Origin of the sequence: Kitasatospora sp. NPDC057542 (assembly GCF_042801945.1) — a bacterium.
GTDB lineage: Bacteria > Actinomycetota > Actinomycetes > Streptomycetales > Streptomycetaceae > Kitasatospora.
On record NZ_JBHVFE010000035.1, the window covers coordinates 1 to 16393 of the forward strand.

The 16393-nt window shown below is 73.1% G+C and carries 15 protein-coding genes; 10 read left to right on the plus strand and 5 right to left on the minus strand.

The window, feature by feature from the left end; all coding sequences use genetic code 11:
• Positions 1–122: 122 nt before the first annotated feature.
• Complete coding sequence (locus ACFU7Y_RS07290) at positions 123–1091, plus strand: alpha/beta fold hydrolase (RefSeq protein ID WP_380766739.1); 969 nt, start codon at positions 123–125, stop codon at positions 1089–1091.
• Positions 1092–1152: 61 nt separating this feature from the next.
• On the opposite strand, the gene ACFU7Y_RS07295 is transcribed toward ACFU7Y_RS07290, so the two are convergent.
• The 3 genes from ACFU7Y_RS07295 to ACFU7Y_RS07305 form a co-directional block, all read right to left on the minus strand.
• Positions 1153–2577 carry a VWA domain-containing protein gene (locus ACFU7Y_RS07295; protein ID WP_380766740.1) on the minus strand — a complete coding sequence of 475 codons (1425 nt, stop codon included), beginning with the start codon at positions 2575–2577 and terminating at the stop codon, positions 1153–1155.
• Positions 2574–3446: an AAA family ATPase gene (locus tag ACFU7Y_RS07300; protein WP_380766742.1), complete on the minus strand. Its 873-nt coding sequence runs from the start codon at positions 3444–3446 to the stop codon at positions 2574–2576. Before ACFU7Y_RS07300 ends, ACFU7Y_RS07295 begins: the two co-directional genes overlap by 4 nt.
• A 176-nt stretch (positions 3447–3622) precedes the next feature.
• Positions 3623–4294 (minus strand): Tat pathway signal sequence domain protein, encoded by a 672-nt coding sequence (locus tag ACFU7Y_RS07305; RefSeq protein ID WP_224284606.1) that lies wholly within the window; start codon positions 4292–4294, stop codon positions 3623–3625.
• Positions 4295–4771: 477 nt separating this feature from the next.
• Here ACFU7Y_RS07305 and ACFU7Y_RS07310 point away from each other — a divergent pair, with 477 nt between their 5' ends.
• The 4 genes from ACFU7Y_RS07310 to ACFU7Y_RS07325 all read left to right on the plus strand — a co-directional run bounded on the left by ACFU7Y_RS07310 (position 4772) and on the right by ACFU7Y_RS07325 (position 8341).
• Positions 4772–5500 carry a TetR/AcrR family transcriptional regulator gene (locus tag ACFU7Y_RS07310; RefSeq protein WP_224284607.1) on the plus strand — a complete coding sequence of 243 codons (729 nt, stop codon included), beginning with the start codon at positions 4772–4774 and terminating at the stop codon, positions 5498–5500.
• Positions 5501–5684: 184 nt separating this feature from the next.
• On the plus strand, positions 5685–6341 hold the full coding sequence (locus tag ACFU7Y_RS07315; protein WP_224284608.1) for a DUF6230 family protein: 657 nt from the start codon (positions 5685–5687) through the stop codon (positions 6339–6341).
• Between the two features lie 2 nt (positions 6342–6343).
• Entirely contained in the window at positions 6344–6874 is a 531-nt protein-coding gene (locus ACFU7Y_RS07320; protein WP_380766743.1) for a DUF6114 domain-containing protein, read from the plus strand.
• A 198-nt stretch (positions 6875–7072) separates the two neighbouring features.
• Positions 7073–8341, plus strand: a complete 1269-nt coding sequence (locus ACFU7Y_RS07325; protein ID WP_224276347.1) for a globin domain-containing protein — start codon at positions 7073–7075, stop codon at positions 8339–8341.
• Positions 8342–8393: 52 nt separating this feature from the next.
• Here the strand turns inward: ACFU7Y_RS07325 and ACFU7Y_RS07330 are convergent, their stop codons facing one another.
• Positions 8394–9797, minus strand: a complete 1404-nt coding sequence (locus ACFU7Y_RS07330) for a selenium-binding protein SBP56-related protein (RefSeq protein WP_380766745.1) — start codon at positions 9795–9797, stop codon at positions 8394–8396.
• A gap of 109 nt (positions 9798–9906) precedes the next feature.
• On the opposite strand from ACFU7Y_RS07330, the gene ACFU7Y_RS07335 reads away from it, so the two are divergent.
• Genes ACFU7Y_RS07335 through ACFU7Y_RS07345 form a run of 3 tightly spaced genes read left to right on the plus strand, consistent with a single transcriptional unit; the run spans position 9907 to position 14090 of the window.
• The gene (locus ACFU7Y_RS07335; protein ID WP_380766746.1) at positions 9907–12222 is read left to right on the plus strand and encodes a tetratricopeptide repeat protein; all 2316 of its coding nucleotides are present in this window, start codon (positions 9907–9909) and stop codon (positions 12220–12222) included.
• Between the two features lie 18 nt (positions 12223–12240).
• Positions 12241–13242 (plus strand): alpha/beta hydrolase, encoded by a 1002-nt coding sequence (locus tag ACFU7Y_RS07340; RefSeq protein WP_224276353.1) that lies wholly within the window; start codon positions 12241–12243, stop codon positions 13240–13242.
• Positions 13243–13295: 53 nt separating this feature from the next.
• A complete protein-coding gene (locus ACFU7Y_RS07345; RefSeq protein ID WP_224276399.1) occupies positions 13296–14090 on the plus strand; it encodes a spermidine synthase in 795 nt (264 codons plus the stop codon).
• Between the two features lie 70 nt (positions 14091–14160).
• Here the strand turns inward: ACFU7Y_RS07345 and gcvH are convergent, their stop codons facing one another.
• Positions 14161–14541, minus strand: a complete 381-nt coding sequence (gene gcvH / locus ACFU7Y_RS07350; RefSeq protein ID WP_224276355.1) for a glycine cleavage system protein GcvH — start codon at positions 14539–14541, stop codon at positions 14161–14163.
• Positions 14542–14828: 287 nt separating this feature from the next.
• Here gcvH and ACFU7Y_RS07355 point away from each other — a divergent pair, with 287 nt between their 5' ends.
• Both ACFU7Y_RS07355 and ACFU7Y_RS07360 read left to right on the plus strand, forming a co-directional pair.
• A complete protein-coding gene (locus ACFU7Y_RS07355; protein WP_224276357.1) occupies positions 14829–15668 on the plus strand; it encodes a class I SAM-dependent methyltransferase in 840 nt (279 codons plus the stop codon).
• Between the two features lie 194 nt (positions 15669–15862).
• Positions 15863–16384: a hypothetical protein gene (locus tag ACFU7Y_RS07360; RefSeq protein WP_224276359.1), complete on the plus strand. Its 522-nt coding sequence runs from the start codon at positions 15863–15865 to the stop codon at positions 16382–16384.
• Positions 16385–16393: the final 9 nt, after the last annotated feature.

Genomic DNA, 16393 nt, shown 5'->3' on the forward strand with positions numbered 1-16393 from the left:
CCCCGGAACTCCGGGGCGGCCTCGGCTGCTTCCGGTGGCCGGAAGCCGACGGGGTTCCGGGGGCGGCCGGCTGGGCAGGGTCGGGGGTGAAGGGATGTTTCCGGCGGACGGGGAGTGGAGAGTTGAACCAGGCGATCAAGCACGGCGAGACCGAGGTGAACGGCGTCCGGCTGCACTACGCGGAGCAGGGTGAGGGCCCGCTGGTCCTGCTGCTGCACGGCTTCCCGGAGAGCTGGTACTCCTGGCGCCACCAGTTCGCGCCGCTCGCCGAGGCCGGCTACCGGGTCGTCGCGCCGGACCAGCGCGGTTACGCCCGCAGCGAGCAGCCCGAGCGGGTGGACGCCTACACCCTGCTGCACCTGGTCGGCGACGTGACCGCGCTGATCGGCGCGCTCGGCGAGGAGCGGGCGGTCGTGGTCGGGCACGACTGGGGCGCGCCGGTGGCCTGGGCCACCGCCGCGCTGCGGCCGGACCTGGTGCGCGGGGTGGCCGGGCTGAGCGTGCCGCCGCTGCCGGCCGGGCCCGGCTCCTTGTCGACTGCCCGGGAGACCTTCGGCGAGGGTTTCTACCAGATCTACTTCCAGGAGCCGGGCCGGGCGGACGCCGAGCTGGCGGCCGACGTGAAATCCAGCCTGCGCCGCATCTTCTGCGGCGTCCAGCCCGACGGCGAGCCGCGTCCGTGGGTCGTCCCCGAGGGCAAGAAGCTGCTGGACACCGTGCCGGAGCCGGAGCGCCTGCCGGACTGGCTCACCGACGCGGACCTCGACGCGTTCGCCGCCGACTACGCCCGGCACGGCGAGCGCGCCTTCACCGGGGGCCTCAACTGGTACCGCAACATCGACCGGAACAGCGAGCTGATGGCGGCGTTCATCGGCCAGCGGATCGACGTGCCCGCGCTGTACGTGGTCGGCGAGCAGGACCTGGTGAACGCGATGATCGCGCCGGAGGCGGTCGAGTACCTGCTGAAGAACCTGACGCCCGGACTGCACCGGCACGTCCGGCTGCCGGAGACCGGGCACTGGACGCAGCAGGAGCGCCCGGCCGAGGTCACCGAGGCACTGCTGGACTTCCTGGCGCACCTGGACGGGTAGGCCCTCGCCGTGCCGGTCGCGGCCGCCCGCCGAGGGCCGCGACCGGTGGGCCCGCCGGGCGTCAGACGGGCAGCAGCCGGGCGATCAGTTCGCCGAGGCGGCGGGCGTTGCGGCAGGAGTGCATCTCCACCACGCCCGCGTAGGCGAGTGCGGCGGAGTCGCCGGTCGGCCAGAGCGAGGGCTGCTCGGGGTTGAGCCAGAACACCCGGCGGGCCCGGCCGGCGATCCGGCGCAGCGCGTCCAGGTTGGGGTCGCGCCGGTTGTTCCTGGCGTCGCCGAGGACCAGCACGCAGGTGCGCGGGCCGACGGCGTCCAGGTGGCGGTCCGCGAACTCCCCGAGCGCGGAGCCGTAGTCGCTGTTGCCGTGGTAGCCCGTCACCTTGGCCCCGGTGAGGATGCGGGCGGCCAGGCGCGCCGGGTCGTCGCCGCCGCGGAGCAGGCCGGTCACCTCGGCGGTGCGGTTGACGAAGGCGAACACCCGGACCTTGCTGAACTGTTCGCTCATCGCCTGCACCAGCAGCATGGTGAAGTCGGCGAAGCCCGCCACCGAGCCGGAGACGTCGCACAGCAGCACCAGCTCGGGGCGGGCCGGGCGGCGCAGCCGGTAGGCGGGGCGCAGCGGCACCCCGCCGGTGGTCAGCGAGCGGCGCAGGGTGCGGCGCAGGTCGATCTCGCCGCGGGCGGCGCGGCGGCGCCGGGCGGCCAGCCGGGTGGCCAGCTTGCGGGCCAGCGGGTGGACGGTGCGGCGCAGTTCGGCGAGCTGGTCACGGCCGGCGTAGAGGAAGTCGACCCGGTCGGCGGTGGGGGCGACGGCGCGTTCGGCGATCCGCTCGGGGCCGCGCAGTTCGGCGACCCGGCGACGGGCCTCGCCGGCGGCCATCGCGCGGAAGTCCCGGATGCGGCGGCGGATCTCGTCGGCGAGCACCCGGTCGGAGAGGTCCTGGGCGTCCTGACGCTCGCGCAGGGCGGCCAGGACGCGGGCGAGCAGCGTGTCGGGGGCGAGCCGGCCGAGCGCCTGCTGGGCGGACCAGCCGTCGGAGCCGGGCGAGCCGCCGGCGCCGTACCGGCCGAAGGCCTCCACCACCTCGCCGGCCAGCCGGGCCTGGGCGGCGCGGTCGTCGGCGGCCAGCGCGGCGGCGAGGCGGTCGCGCAGCTGCTCGCGCAGCGGGTCGGGGCGGCCGAAGCGCGGCGGCTCGGGGTCGTCGGGGACCGGCGGCGGGTCGGCCCGGACGGCCTCCGGGGTGCCGACGCCGAGCGGGAAGAACAGGTCGAAGGCGGCGTCGAAGACCGATCGCTGGCCCTCCGAGCGCAGCAGGGCGGCGGCCAGGCCGGCCCGCATCTGCTCGCGGTCGGCGAAGCCCAGGACGTCCAGCACGGCGGCGGCGTCCACCGTCTCGGCGGGGCCGATCCGCAGGCCGTGCCCGCGCAGGGCGCGGACCAGGCCGGTGAGGCGGGCGGCGGTGTCCGTCGGGTGGGGCGTCGTCATGCGAGGGTGAGCTTCTCGGCGGCCCTGCGGACGTCGTCCTGGTGCTTGAGGATCACCCCGAGGGTGTCCCGGACGACCGTCTCGTCCAGGGTGTCGGCGCCGAGGGCGAGCAGGGTGCGGGCCCAGTCGATGGTCTCGGCGACGGAGGGCGCCTTGCGCAGCTCCATCGCGCGCAGCGCGCCGACGATCCGGACCAGCGACTCGGCCAGCGTCTCGTCCAGGCCGGGCACCTTGAGCCGGACGATCCGGCGCTCCAGCTCGGACTCGGGGTAGTCGAGGTGGAGGAAGAGGCAGCGGCGGCGCAGCGCCTCGGAGAGCTCGCGGGTGGCGTTCGAGGTGAGCAGGACGAAGGGGCGGCGGCTCGCGGTGATGGTGCCCAGCTCGGGGACGGTGACCTGGAAGTCGCTGAGCACCTCCAGCAGCAGCGCTTCCACCTCGACGTCGGCCTTGTCCATCTCGTCGATCAGCAGCACGGTCGGCTCCTCGCCGCGGATGGCGGTGAGCAGCGGGCGGGTGAGCAGGAACTCCTCGCCGAAGATGTCGGTGCGGGCCTCCTGCCAGCCCTCGTCACGGCCGGCGGTGATCCGCAGCAGCTGCTTGGCGTGGTTCCACTCGTAGAGCGCGCGGGCCTCGTCGATGCCCTCGTAGCACTGGAGCCGGACCAGCCGGGCGTGGCCGATCTCGGCCACCGCCTTGGCGAGTTCGGTCTTGCCGACCCCGGCGGGGCCCTCGACCAGCAGCGGCTTGCCGAGCCGGTCGGCGAGGAAGACGGTGGTGGCCACGGCGGTGGAGGCCAGGTAGCCGGTGGCGGCCAGCTGCTCGGCGGCGTCCGCCACCGAGGTGAAGAAGCCCGTGCCGTTGTCGCTCATCAACCCGCCCCGTTCCGGTTCGCCGTCTCCGTGCGGCGCCACCCTACCGGCCGGTCACTTCGCTGTCTCGGGGGTGGGGCGGTGGTGTTGGTGCGGTACGGCGGTACGGCGGCGTGCGGCCCCGGTGAAGGTGCCGTACGCCGCCGTCGTCACGACGGGCCGGACGGGCCCTGGCGTCAGTTGACGAAGAGGAGCGGGCTGCCGGAGACGGAGCTGTCGACGACCGGGCCGTAGGTGGCACTGAAGTAGCCGGTCGAGAAGCACAGGCTCGGGCCGGAGGCGAGGGCGAACGGCTGGCTGGTGAAGCCGATGGTGTTGCCGGTGTTCGAGGTGGTGCCGTTGATCCCGGTGGTGTTCTGGTAGTTGCAGCTGATGCTGCCCAGGATGGTGTTGAGCACCACCGTGGTGCCCATCGCGCCGGCCGCGCCGGGGGTGAGCTTGACCGGGTTGCCGGCGGCGTCGCTGACGGTGTTGGTGTACGGCAGGTTGGTGACCGTGATGCTCTTGACGCCCGTGACACCGAGGACGTTGGAGGTGCAGGAGCCGAAGGTCTGGGTGTCGAGCCGCTCGACGGCGCTGCCCGGCGCGGCCGGGTTGGAGGTGACGGTCGCCGAGAAGGAGGAGGTGGCACACTTGATGCCGCTCGTCCCGGAGGCGCTGTTGTAGAAGGTCGCGTAGGTGCCGGAGACCAGGCTGGCACTCAGCACGTCACCGACGGCGACGGCCGGGCCGGTCGGGCTGCCGGTGGTCAGGACTGCCGATCCGGCGGCCTGGGCGGGGGCCACGGCCGCGCCGGTGAGGGCGAGCGAGGCGAGGGCGGCGGTGGCGAGGGTGCGGCGGATGCGCATGGGTGTACCTCTCTCCGTCCGGTGGACGGGTGGGGGAATCCCCGCGTGCGGGTGTGGTGGTGTGCACGACGGGGGAGGTGCATGGCGTACCGGAGGCTTCGTACCGGAGGCTTCGGCTCATGCCGAGGGGCGGGCGGGCCCGGCGCCACGGGCCCGTCCGTGCGGTACGGCGGTGCGGACGTACGCGAGGTGAACGTACGGCGGTGCGGTGGTACGGCCTTGCGTACGGGCGGCGGCGTGGAACACCGCGGAACCGCGCGTTCGGTCGGGGACGTGCGGTGCCGTGGGGGCACGTCGACGGCTGCCACCGTCGCGGTCCCGCCTCCGCCGTGACCCCGTGGCCTGGGCGTTCGCCCCGGCCCGTCGGAGCCCCCGGAGGTCCCACCGGTGGGAGTTTGCTCGTCCACCGGTTGGAAACCTGTCAGTGTTGTAAACCCGGTGTTCCGTCAATGTCAATACAGGACACAGGAGTTGGTGATGGATCGGAAGTACCTCCGCGGAGCCGACGTGGTCCTGCTGCCGGGTGCCCGGACCGGCCGCGATCCGGCCCGCTCGATCAAGCCCGGCCCGCGCCGGCTGCCCGCCGGCGTGGTCGCCGCGACCCAGCGCGAGCGGCTGCTGGACGGGCTGGTGCGGACCGTCGCCGAGCGCGGCTACCAGCACGCCACGATCAGCGACATCTGCCGTGCGGCGGGCGTGACCAGGCCGGTCTTCTACGAGCTGTTCAGCGGCAAGGAGGACGCCTTCCTGGCTGCGCACCGGTACGGCACCGGCGTGGTGATCCAGCGGATGGGGGCGGCCTTCGCGGCCGAATCCGACTGGTGCCGGGGCGTTCGGAAGGCGCTCGGCGTGATGCTCCAACTGCTCGCGGGAACACCGGCGTTCGCCACGATGGCGGTGATCGAGATCGAGGCGGTCGGCCCGGCCGGCCGCCGTGAGCGAGCCCAACTGCTCACCAGGTTCCGGGCGTTCTTCGCCGACGTTCCCCAACTGCCCGGCGGTGTCGAGTCGAAGGAGATGGTGGATGCTGTGGTGGGCGGCGTCTACAGCGCGATCTATCGGCGGATCGACTCCGGCCGTACCGAACAACTGCTGGATCTCCTGCCGGTGTTGAGCATGTTCTGCCTGTCGCCGTTCCTCGGCCCGGCGGAAGCGGCCGAGCGGCTCGGGGTGAGGGACTGGCCGAGGCGGGTCGCGGATTGGTGAAGATCCTTCGTTCACCTGTATTGACCGGGCCAATACCGGGCAGTAGCTTCCCAGTTACTTACCGCGCTCCGACCTGACCCGCCCCGCTGCCGAGGGGCGGACGGACCGGTCGGGCCGGGGAACGCTGTCCGCGCCAGGACAACGTGCCAGTGCCTGCACACCCATCCACCCACAGGGAGCACACATGGCCATGTCCGAGGACGCCGCCACGGCGGCCGAGACCCCGCAGACGCCGAGCGCGTCGAGAAGAGGCCGGGTACGGCTGAAGCGCACCGCCCTGATGGCCGTACCGGCCGTCGCGGCCGGAGGCGTCCTGATGGCGCTCACCGCCCAGGGCGTGCTCGCCGCCCAGTTCTCCATCTCCGGTATGCCGTTCACCATCACCGCAGACAAGCTGGACGGTGAGGGCTTCGCGCAGTTCGGCGCGCTGGACTCGATGATCCCCGACAGCCCCAACGCGGGCTCCACCGGCGGCCAGGTGCTGGTCGCGGTGTCGGCGATCAAGAAGGCCGAGATCACCAACCTGTGCCAGAGCGTCGACCTCGGCGGCATCAACCTGGTGATCCACGCGGGCGACGGCGGCACCCCCGTCTCCGCCAGCAACCTCACCACCGACTCCGACCTGCTCTCCGGCGACGCGGAGTTCACCAACATCGAGATCGGCGGCGACGCCAGCACCTACACCAAGGCCGGCCCGATCGGCAAGGGTGGCCCCGGCGTGTTCGGCCAGCAGGCCGACACCGTCAAGCTGACCCACCTGAACCAGCACAACTACGCGAGCACCGCCGTCGGGTTCAAGCTGCCCAACCTGCGGCTGAGCTTCAGCTCCACGGGCTGCTGAGCATGACGGAGTCCGTACCGGAGCAGGCCGGCACCGGCGAGGCCACCGCGGCGCGGGCGGAGGGGGTGGTCGCCGAGGGGACGGCGGCCGCGCCCGCCCAGGCCGTGGCGGCCCCTGCGGCCGAGCCCGCCGCACGCCCGGTCAAGCGCGACTGGCGGGGCAAGCGACCGTTCTGGGGCGGGCTGCTGGTGACGCTCGGTGGCGCCGAGATCCTGTTCACCCTGAAGGCCCCGCTGCCCGTCATCCTGCACATCGGGATGCAGGGGCTGGCCGGGTACCTGGTGCCGGCGGTGATGATGCTGTGCGGCCTGCTGATCCTGTTCAACCCGGCGCAGCGGCTGTTCTACTCCATCCTCGCCGTGCTGGCCTCGCTGGCCAGCTGGGTCACCTCCAACCTGGGCGGCTTCCTGGTCGGGATGCTGCTCGGAGTGGTCGGCGCCTGTCTCACCTTCGGGTGGCTGCCCGACCAGCCGCTGCGCCAGGGCCGGCAGCGGCGGCTGGAACGCCGGGAGACGCGCCGGGCGGGAGCCTGACGGCGGTGCCCCGGGTCCCGGTGGTGGGAGAGCACCGGGGCGCGGGGCACCCCTGCGCCGTAGCGCGCGGGGCACCCTGCACCGTAGCCGTCCACGGTGGCCGAAAACCATTCCGGTCCGCACGCACCACCGCAAGGGGTCGAAGGTCCCGGGTCCGTCCGGGGCGATCGGCCCTTCTCGCGTTCGGCGCTCCGGCAGTTGACTGGGCAGGACATGGACAACAGCAGCAGCACGCACCTTGCCAACGGCACCGCCACCGCCGAGTACGACCGTCTCATCGCCCGTCACCACGCCATGCGCCTGCGCCGCCAGCTCCTCGCCCCGTCCTCCTCGGCCGGCGGCGACTTCGGGTACGGCGCGTACGGCGAGGACGGCGGCTACGACGGCGCCGCCGACCAGCACCTGATCCGGCGCGACCTCGACCTGATCTCCCCGCTCGCGGAACTGATCGACCACCTGTACGCGGTGATGTTCAGTCGCCGCCCGTTCCTGCGATCGCTCTTCCCCAGCTCGATGGAGTTCCAGCAGCTCCACCTGGAGCGGATCTTCCACCACCTGATCGACCACCTCGACCGCCCGGACGAGCTGGCGCAGACCCTCCGCCAGCTCGGCCGCGACCACCGGAAACTGGGCGTCCGGCCGGTGCACTACGAGGCCTTCGAGGAAGCCCTGTGCGCGGCCGTCCGGCACCGGGCCGGCGAACACTGGACCGAGGAGCTGGAGGGCGCCTGGGTGCGGATGCTTCGCTTCGCCGTCGGCTCGATGGTGGCCGGCGCCGACTCCGCGCTCACCGAGCCCCCGTACTGGCACGCCGTGGTGACCGGCCACGAGCGCCGCCGCCCCGACCTCGCCGTGCTGCGGGTGCGCACCGGCGAGCCGTACCCGTACCAGGCCGGGCAGTACGGCACCGTCGAGCACCCGGCGCTGCCGCACACGTGGCGGCAGTACTCGATGGGCTGTGCCCCGCGCGCCGACAACGAGCTGGAGTTCCACGTCCGCCGCACCGGCGCCGGCGGGGTCAGCGCCGCCCTGGTCGAGCACACCGCCGTCGGCGACCGGCTGCGCCTCGGCCCGCCGCGCGGCAGCCTGCTGCCCGACGGCGACGCCCGCGACCTGCTGCTGGTCGCGGGAGGCACCGGCCTCGCCCCGATGAAGGCGATCGTCGAGCAGCAGGCCGCCCACCGGCCGACCGGCCGCCGGGTCCACCTGTTCGTCGGCGCCCGGGACCGCGCCGACCTCTACGACTGGCAGGCGCTGTCCGAACTCGGCCTGCACAAGCCGTGGTTGACCGTCACCCCGGTCACCGTCGGCGAGCTCTCCGACACCGTCGCGACGGCCGGAGACTGGCGCGAGCACCTGGCCTGTGTCACCGGGCCGGTCGGCATGGTCGGCTCCGTCCGCACCCGGCTGGCGACGGCCGGGCTGCCGTCGGCTCAGGTGCGGTTCGACCAAGCGCTCTTCCGGTGATGCCGGCAGGACGGTCGTCGGTTCAGCGGTCGTCGGTTCAGCGGTCGTCCGTTCAGCGGAAGCAGTAGGAGTCGGAGGAGGCGTCGCCGCCCGCCAGGTGGGTCTGGTGGACGCGCAGGCCCCGGAAGTCGGCGCCGTGCGGGAAGAAGCGCTCGTCGATGCTCAGCCCGCCGGCGTCCGGGTCGGCGTCCAGCTTGACCATCCAGGGCTCGATGCCGTCCGGGTAGAACTGGTCGTCCCAGGCGCCGTAGAGCGAGTTGGTGAGGTAGATCCGCCGGCCGTCCCGGCTGATCTCCACCATCTGCGGCGCCCCGCTCAGCGGACGGCCGGGCTCGGCCGGGTGCGGGGTGCGGGCGGCGATCCCGCCGAGCCGCACGGAGCCGGCCAGGCGGGGGTGGAACGGGTCCGAGACGTCGTACTGGAACAGCTCGCCGGTGCCCCAGGCGGACACGTACAGCCAGCGGTCGTCCACCGACAGGTTGATGTCGGTGACCAGCGGCGGCACCGCCCCGAACGGCTGCAGCGCGGGCGGCAGGTCCTCGGCCTTGGCCGGCTCGGCGGGGATCTCGATCACCTTGCGCGCGGTGAACGCCGGCCCCTCCCGGTACCAGAGCCAGACCGAGGAGGACAGGTCCTCGACGTTGGTGACCACCCCGGCGAACCCCCACTCCGCCTGCGGGTCGTGCGCCGGGCGCAGCTCCAGCACCATCTGGTACTGGTCGCCGAGGTCCACCCGCTGGAGGTGGCGGCCGGAGTCCAGCTCCCAGAAGTGCAGTGCGTGACCGTACTTGCGCCCGAGCAGGAGGTCCGGCACCACGCCGTCCTCCACCATCGACGGGCTGCCCCACTCGCTGGTGATGCCCACGTTGGTGCCCAGGTGCCACCAGACGTCGTACGCGAAGTGCTGCGGGCCGCGCTCGGTCTCCCAGGCGCGCAGCACCTCGAAGGTGGTGTGGTCGAGCAGCGCCACCCCGCCCGGGCCGTCGTTGCCCTCGCCGCTGCCCAGGCAGGAGAGGAAGACGCCGTCGGGGCCGCAGTGCAGGGTGTGCGGGCGCGAGTAGCCCGCCTTGGCGGCGAGCTCCTCGGCCTCGACCGTCTTGACCAGGTGCGGGCGGACCGGGTCGGGGTGGGTGTCCAGCACGTGCAGCCGGGAGGAGCGCAGCCCGGGGAGCAGCAGGTAGCGCCGCTCCGGGTCCCGATGGCAGGCATGGGCGAGGGCGCTGGAGCAGGCGTTCCAGCCGAAGTGGTGCAACTCGTCTCCGAGCGTGGGCAGTTCGGCGAAGTTCAGGACCTTCCCGTAGCTCGCCGAGTCCGGATCGGTGTCGACGCTCAGCAGCGCGTCCGGCCGCCGGCCCGAGCGGTCGAACCCGGCCACGTACGCCAGCTTCTCCGGCGGAGCGGCGATCGCCTCGGCGGCCGAACGGTAGAGCGACGGATCGGTGTGCCCGTGTTGCATGCAAACTCCCCAACTCGCCTTGTCCGTCCGGAAAGCGTTCCACACGACCACCGGCGCACAGCAGGCGCACGAGGGGTGGGCAGGTGGCGCGGGCGGCTACCCTGACCCGGTGCACAACAGCATTCGCGGGGGGAACTTCCACGGCTCGGTCGTCCAGGCGGACACGGCGCACGTGACGGTCACCGCCCGGCCTCCCACGACCGCAGGCCTCCCGCCGCTCACCTCCGCCTTCACCGGCCGCGACCGGGACCTCGCCGAGCTCCGGTCCCTGCTGACCTCGGACGGCCCGTCAACGGTGACGGTCACCGGCCTCGGCGGCATCGGCAAGACGACGTTGGCGGTCGCCGTCGGCCACGCGCTGCTCGACGCCGCCCACTTCTCCGCGGCCCTGTTCGTCGACCTTCGCGGCTACGACGAGACGCCGCTGGAGGCCGGGCAGGCCCTCGACACCCTCCTGCGGGCCCTCGGCGTCCCCGCCGAACACATCCCCCCGGACCCTTCGAATCGGGCCACCCTCTACCGCGCCCGACTGGACCATTACGACGAAGGCATCCTGGTCGTCGCCGACAACGCCTCCGCCGCCGAGCAGGTCCGCCTCCTCCAGCCCCCGTCCGCCCGCCACCGCCTCCTGGTCACCTCCCGCGAAACCCTCCCCAGCCTCGGCGCCCGTCTCCACCGCCTCGGCGTCCTCGGCCCCGAGGCGGCCGTGGCCCTCCTCGACACCGCCGTCCGAGCCGCCCGCGCGGACGACGACCGCATCACGGCCGACCCGGCGTCCGCTCAGCGGATGGCGGAGCTGTGCAGCCACCTCCCGCTCGCCCTGCGGCTCGCCGCCGCCCAGCTCGTCCTCGACCCGCACCTGCGTCCGGACGAGCTCGCCGCGGACCTCGCCGACCGCGCCGCCCGGCTCGACCTCCTGGACGACGGCGAGGACGGCATCCGGATCGTGCTCGACCGCTCGCACCGGCGGCTCACCGAGCCGCAGGCGGAGCTCTTCCGGCTCCTGGCCCTCAACCCCGGCGCCGACATCTCGACCGAGGCCGCCGCCGCGCTGGCCGGCTCGAAGGTGCGTGAGGTCCGCTCCCGGCTCGCTCGGCTCGCCGGCTGTGCCCTGGTCGAACAGGCGGCGGACGGCGGCCGCTGGTACCTGCACGACCTGGTGCGCGACTACGCCCTGGAACAGGCCGATCGGCACCCGGCAGCCGGCGAGGACGCCCTGCGACGCCTGCTCGTGTACTACGCGGTGACGGCCGAGGCCGCCGACGCGGACCTCAAGGCACTCCCCGGAAGCCCGGGCCCCGGCCGCTTCCGTGACCAGACCGAAGCCCTGGCCTGGCTGGAGCACGAGCGGGCCACCCTGGTCGCGGCCGTGCGCGTGGCAGCGGAGGCGGGCCTTCCCGTGGTGGCCGTGAGTCTGTCCGCGTCGCTGGTCGCCCACCTGGTCCGGCGGTCCCGGAACGACGACGCCCTCGCGGTGACGGAGGTGGCGCTCGCGTCCGCCCTCGCCCTCGGGATCAGGTACGAGGAGGCGGTGGCGTGGCACAACCTCGCCTACGCGCACAGCCATGCCCGCCGGTTCAAGGAGGCGATGGCGGCCCTCGGCACCGCCGGCGTGATCTTCCGTGAGCTCGGCGACCGGCCGGGGGAGGTCGCCACCTACGCGAACCTCGCCGAGATCCTGGCGAGTCTGCACCAGCCCCAGCAGGCCATCGAGGCGGTCCGGCACGCCCTCGCCCTCGTGCACGACCTCGGCGACCGACGGCGGGAGGCCCAGCTGTCCACCCACCTCGGTGCCCTGCTGTTCGAGGCGGGGCGGGCGGAGGAGGCCCACGAGACGTTCCGGCAGACGATCACGGTGTTCCGGGAGCTGGGGGACCGGCGCGGCGAGGGAACGTCCTGGGACCTCGCCGCCCAGATCCTCAGCAACCAGCGCCGCTACGAGGAGGCGATCGAGGCCCATCGCCAGGCGCAGGCCGCTTGGCAGGGCACCGGCGACCGGCACAGCGAAGCGGTGGTGCTGAGCGACCTCGGCGTCACCCTCGTGCGGGCGGGCCGGGCCGGCGAAGCGGTGGAGGCCCACGAACGGGCCGGCCGCCTGCTGCGGGAGACCGGTGACCGCCGGAGCGAGAGCCTGAGCCTGCGCAACCTCGGCATCGCCCTCCGGCGCACCGGGAGGACCGACGAAGCCCTGGCGGCACACCGGCGGTCCCTGGCCATCTGTCAGGAACTCGGTGACCGCACCGGCGAGGGCAGCACCTGGACCGCGCTCCGAGCCGTGTTCACCGACCTCGGCCGGCACGCGGACGCCGAAGAGGCCCGACAGCAGGCGGAGCGTGCCTTCGCCGAGGCCGACGACGCACTCTCCGAAAGCATTGCGATCATCACATCCCAGCAGGTCGGCGATGCCGGGGACGAGCAGGGCTGAGCCAGTACAGTCAGCCCCATGGAGTTTGGTGAAGACATCCTGGGTGCCCCCTACGAGGCGGCGGAGCTGATGCTGCGGCCCGATGCCGAGGGGGCGGTGTGCGCGACGCTCGTCCGTCGGCTGGTGCCCGGGGCGGAGCGGGCCGTGCTGTACATCCACGGGTACAACGACTACTTCTTCCAGACCAACCTCGCCGACCACTACACCGCGCTCGGGTTCTCCTTCTACGCGCTGGACCTGCGCAAGTACGGGCGCTCCCTGCGCCCGCACCAGTCGCCGAACTTCGTCCGCGACCTCGCCGAGTACGACGAGGAGATCGACGAGGCGGTCCGGATCATCCGCGAGCTGGACGGACACCGAAAGCTGCTGCTCAACGGACACTCGACCGGCGGACTGGTCGGGGCGCTGTGGGCGGGGCGGCGGACCGGTCGCGGGGTGGTGGACGGGCTGTTCCTGAACAGTCCGTTCCTGTCGATGCCGGCCGGGCAGGCGGTCCGTACGGTCGGCGGGCCGGCCGTGACGGCGATCGGGCGGCTGGCGCCGACCCGCATCCTGCCGTCCTCGCTCAACCCGCACTACACCCACAGCCTGCACAAGGACCACAAGGGCGAGTGGGACTTCGACCTCACCCTCAAGCCCGCCGAGGGCTTCCCGCTGTACGCGGGGTGGCTGGCGGCGATCCACCAGGGCCACCGGCGGCTGCGCCACGGGCTGGGGATCGACGTGCCGGTGCTGCTGATGGCCTCGACCCGGTCCGTCTCCACCACCAAGTGGCACAACGCGCTGCACCACGCCGACGCCGTGCTGCGCGCCGACGACATCGCCGCCCAGGGGCCGCAGCTGGGCCGGCACGTCACCGTCGTGCGGATCACGGGCGGCATGCACGACCTGGTGCTGTCCGGTGAGGCCGCCCGCACCGAGGTGTTCGCCGAACTGGACCACTGGCTGGCGGCCCACCTCGACGTGCGTCCGGCGGACGCACGGCCCGTGGCCGCGCAGCCCGCCGGGGAGAACGCGTGACCGACGAGCCGGTGCCGGTCGGGCGGCGGACCGACCTGGGCTTCGCCAAGCTCATGCCCGACCTCGACCGGGACGGCGGCTGGCTTCTCACCCTGGACGGCACCCCGCAGTCGTACGTCGACCTCGCCGACCCGACCCACCTGGAGTTCGAGTACACCCGGCGCCTCGGCCACCTCGCCGACGCCCTCACCCCCGCCGGGCGGCCGCTGGACGTGTTGCACCTGGGCGGCGGCGCGCTCACCCTGCCCCGCTACCTGGCCGCGACCCGGCCCGGTTCGCGGCAGCGGGTGGTGGAGGTCGACGGGCCGCTGTTGGAGCTGGTCGCCGAGGAGCTGCCCTGGCAGGGCCCCGGCGCGGACATCACCGCGACCGTCGGCGACGCCCGGGCGGCCCTCGCCGAGACCCCGCCCGGCTCGCAGGACCTGGTGATCGCCGACGTCTTCCACGGCTCGCGCACCCCAGCCCACCTCACCTCGGTGGAGTTCCTGCGGCTGGCAGCGGCCGCGCTGCGCCCCGGCGGCTGCTACGCGGCGAACCTGGCGGACGGCCCGCCGCTGGCCTTCGCCAAGGCGCAGGCGGCGACGGTGCGGGCGGTGTTCCCGTACGTCTGCCTGGTGGCGGAGGCGCCGGTGCTGCGCGGCCGCCGGTACGGCAACATCCTGCTGGCGGGGTCGACGGCGCCGCTGCCGGTGGCCGAGCTGACCCGGCTGCTCGCGGGCGACATCTTCCCGGCCCGGCTCACCGAGGGGGAGGACCTGGCGGCACTGGTCGGCCGGACTGCCCCGGTCACCGACGCGGAGGCCACCGACTCCCCGCCCCCGCCGGACGGCGCCTTCAGCATCGGGTGAGGCCCCGTACCGGCGGGCGGGCCGGCCCCGCGTGCTTCCTGGGGTGGGCGATCAGCGCCACACCCGGACGTCAGCCGACCAGCTTCCTGTACGCGGCGGCGTCGAGGAGGCCGTCGGTGGATGCGCCCGGGGCAAGCTTGATCGTGAAGAGCCAGGCCCCGTAAGCGTCGTCATTCACGTCCTCGGGGGCGTCCACCGCGTCCGCGTTGATGGCGACGACCTCGCCGGTGACCGGGGTGAAGATGTCGGACGCGGCCTTGACGGACTCCACGACGCCCACCGGATCCCCGACCCTGACCTGCGAACCGACCTTGGGCAGCTCCAGGAAGACGATGTCGCCGAGGGACGATTGGGCGTGGTCGGTGAGGCCGATCGTCAGTGTGCCGTCGGCCTCCGCCCGGATCCACTCGTGCTCATCGGTGTACTTGAGGTCCGTCGGGATATTGGACATGCCGTTCTCCATCCGGGTGTTCACGCACCGTCGACCACTCGTTGCAGTCGATCACCACGGCAGTCTGCTACATCCCCTGCCCGATCAGGGCATCATCCGGAAAAATCGGTACAAGCCGCCCCAAATGGTGATCGCAGTCCAGTGAGCTTGACCGATTTTCATCCAAGCCGCGGCCCGAGCCGGATGGCGGCGCGTCGGCGGAACGGGAGGGGCGGACGGGGTGTCAGAATCGGCGGGTTCATGCCCACGACGGGAACGCGACGGGACCACGTCCGAAGGAGCGAGCGATGAGTGGCGGCGGGGAACGACCGGAGCTGGGACAGGTGCCGGAGACGGCGCTGTGGACGCTGTGGCACCGGGCGCTGGAGGCGCGGCGGCCGGACACCGTGCTGCCGGACCCGAAGGCGGTCGAGCTGGTGGACCGGATCGACTACCCGTTCGCGGAGCGGTTCGGCACCAGCGCCACCCAGGCCCAGCTCCAGGCCCTGCGCGCGGCCTGCTTCGATCGCGAGGTGGCCGACTTCCTCGCTCGGGAGCCGCGCGGCACCGTGGTCTGCCTGGGGGAGGGCCTGGAGACCCAGTACTGGCGGGTCGACAACGGGCGGGCCCACTGGCTGAGCGTGGACCTGCCTGACGCGGTGGCGCTGCGCGAGGAACTGTTGCCGCCTGGCGCACGCCGGCGCTACCTGGCCGCCGACGCCACCGAACTGGGGTGGGCCGACGAGGTGGACCGCAACCGTGAGGTACTGATCACCGCTCAAGGCTTGTTGATGTACCTTCCGCCGGCCCGGGTGAGATCCCTGATCGCAGGCTGCGCGGAGCGGTTCCCGGGTGGCTCGCTCGTGCTGGACGCCGTGCCGCGCTGGTTCAGCCGACTCACCCTGAAAGGGACGATGCGTGCCCACGGCTACCAGGCGCCGCCGATGCCGTGGGCGATGGACGCGGATGAACGGGACAAGCTCCGCACCGCCAGTCCGGCGGTGGTGGCGGTGCGGGACGTCCGGCCGACCGGCGGACGCGGGCTCGTCGGCGCCCTGCTGCCACTTGCACTGACCACCCCGCCACTGGCCACCCGCCGTCCCTCCGTCACCGTCCTGGACTTCGCCGAGCGGCCCGAGAAGTCGTAGACGGCTTCCCACGGCCGCAAGGCGGAGGCGACATCCTGCGAGGCAACGAGCCGCACCGCCGCCGGAGGCGGGCTGTCGGCCGACGATCGTCTCAGCGGCATGAAAGAGTGCGTCTCCGGGGGTGGTTGCCGGCTTCGGTGTCCAGTGGTGCCGGTGACTGTCAGGGCCGTGGGAGCTTGGTGTCGGACGGACTGGTGAGTGTGGACAGCGAGGTGTTCGCCGCTGTGCGGGCAGCGGACGGGGCGGCGTTCGGCGGGCTTGCCGAGCGGTATCGGCCGGAGTTGCGGGTGTACTGCTACCGGATGCTGGGCTCCTACGACGAGGCCGAGGCACGGGTGTTCCCGATGCTGTTCCACTGGACAGGACACGATGTGGTGCTGTCCACGTTCTTCCCCGCTCGGAAGATCGCGGCGCTGCGGGCCAAGCCCGACGTGGCGATCACGATCGACGCCGCGGGGACCCCACCGCAGGCACTGCTGATCCGTGGTCGTGCCCAGGTGACCGATGTCGACGGGATCGTCCCGGAGTACCGGCTGACCATGCGTCGCTACGCCGGTGATGAACAGGGTGCGGCCCAGGTCGCGGCCGTCGACCGTCCAGGCGTGCGGATGGCGCGGATCGCGGTGCGCCCCGCCTGGGTGGGAGTCCTGGACTTCCTGACCCGGTTCCCCGGCGACTCCACGGCCGCCGAGTTCAACCGCCGGGGACAGGCGTGACGGCCGAGT

Bases quoted from the DNA above. Each gene is read 5' to 3' on its own strand.
- ACFU7Y_RS07295 (WP_380766740.1), bottom strand. From the start codon at position 2,577: ATGACGACGCCCCACCCGACGGACACCGCCGCCCGCCTCACCGGCCTG.
- ACFU7Y_RS07300 (WP_380766742.1), bottom strand. From the start codon at position 3,446: ATGAGCGACAACGGCACGGGCTTCTTCACCTCGGTGGCGGACGCCGCC.
- ACFU7Y_RS07305 (WP_224284606.1), bottom strand. From the start codon at position 4,294: ATGCGCATCCGCCGCACCCTCGCCACCGCCGCCCTCGCCTCGCTCGCC.
- ACFU7Y_RS07310 (WP_224284607.1), top strand. From the start codon at position 4,772: ATGGATCGGAAGTACCTCCGCGGAGCCGACGTGGTCCTGCTGCCGGGT.
- ACFU7Y_RS07315 (WP_224284608.1), top strand. From the start codon at position 5,685: ATGGCCATGTCCGAGGACGCCGCCACGGCGGCCGAGACCCCGCAGACG.
- ACFU7Y_RS07320 (WP_380766743.1), top strand. From the start codon at position 6,344: ATGACGGAGTCCGTACCGGAGCAGGCCGGCACCGGCGAGGCCACCGCG.
- ACFU7Y_RS07330 (WP_380766745.1), bottom strand. From the start codon at position 9,797: ATGCAACACGGGCACACCGATCCGTCGCTCTACCGTTCGGCCGCCGAG.
- ACFU7Y_RS07340 (WP_224276353.1), top strand. From the start codon at position 12,241: ATGGAGTTTGGTGAAGACATCCTGGGTGCCCCCTACGAGGCGGCGGAG.
- ACFU7Y_RS07345 (WP_224276399.1), top strand. From the start codon at position 13,296: ATGCCCGACCTCGACCGGGACGGCGGCTGGCTTCTCACCCTGGACGGC.
- gcvH (WP_224276355.1), bottom strand. From the start codon at position 14,541: ATGTCCAATATCCCGACGGACCTCAAGTACACCGATGAGCACGAGTGG.
- ACFU7Y_RS07355 (WP_224276357.1), top strand. From the start codon at position 14,829: ATGAGTGGCGGCGGGGAACGACCGGAGCTGGGACAGGTGCCGGAGACG.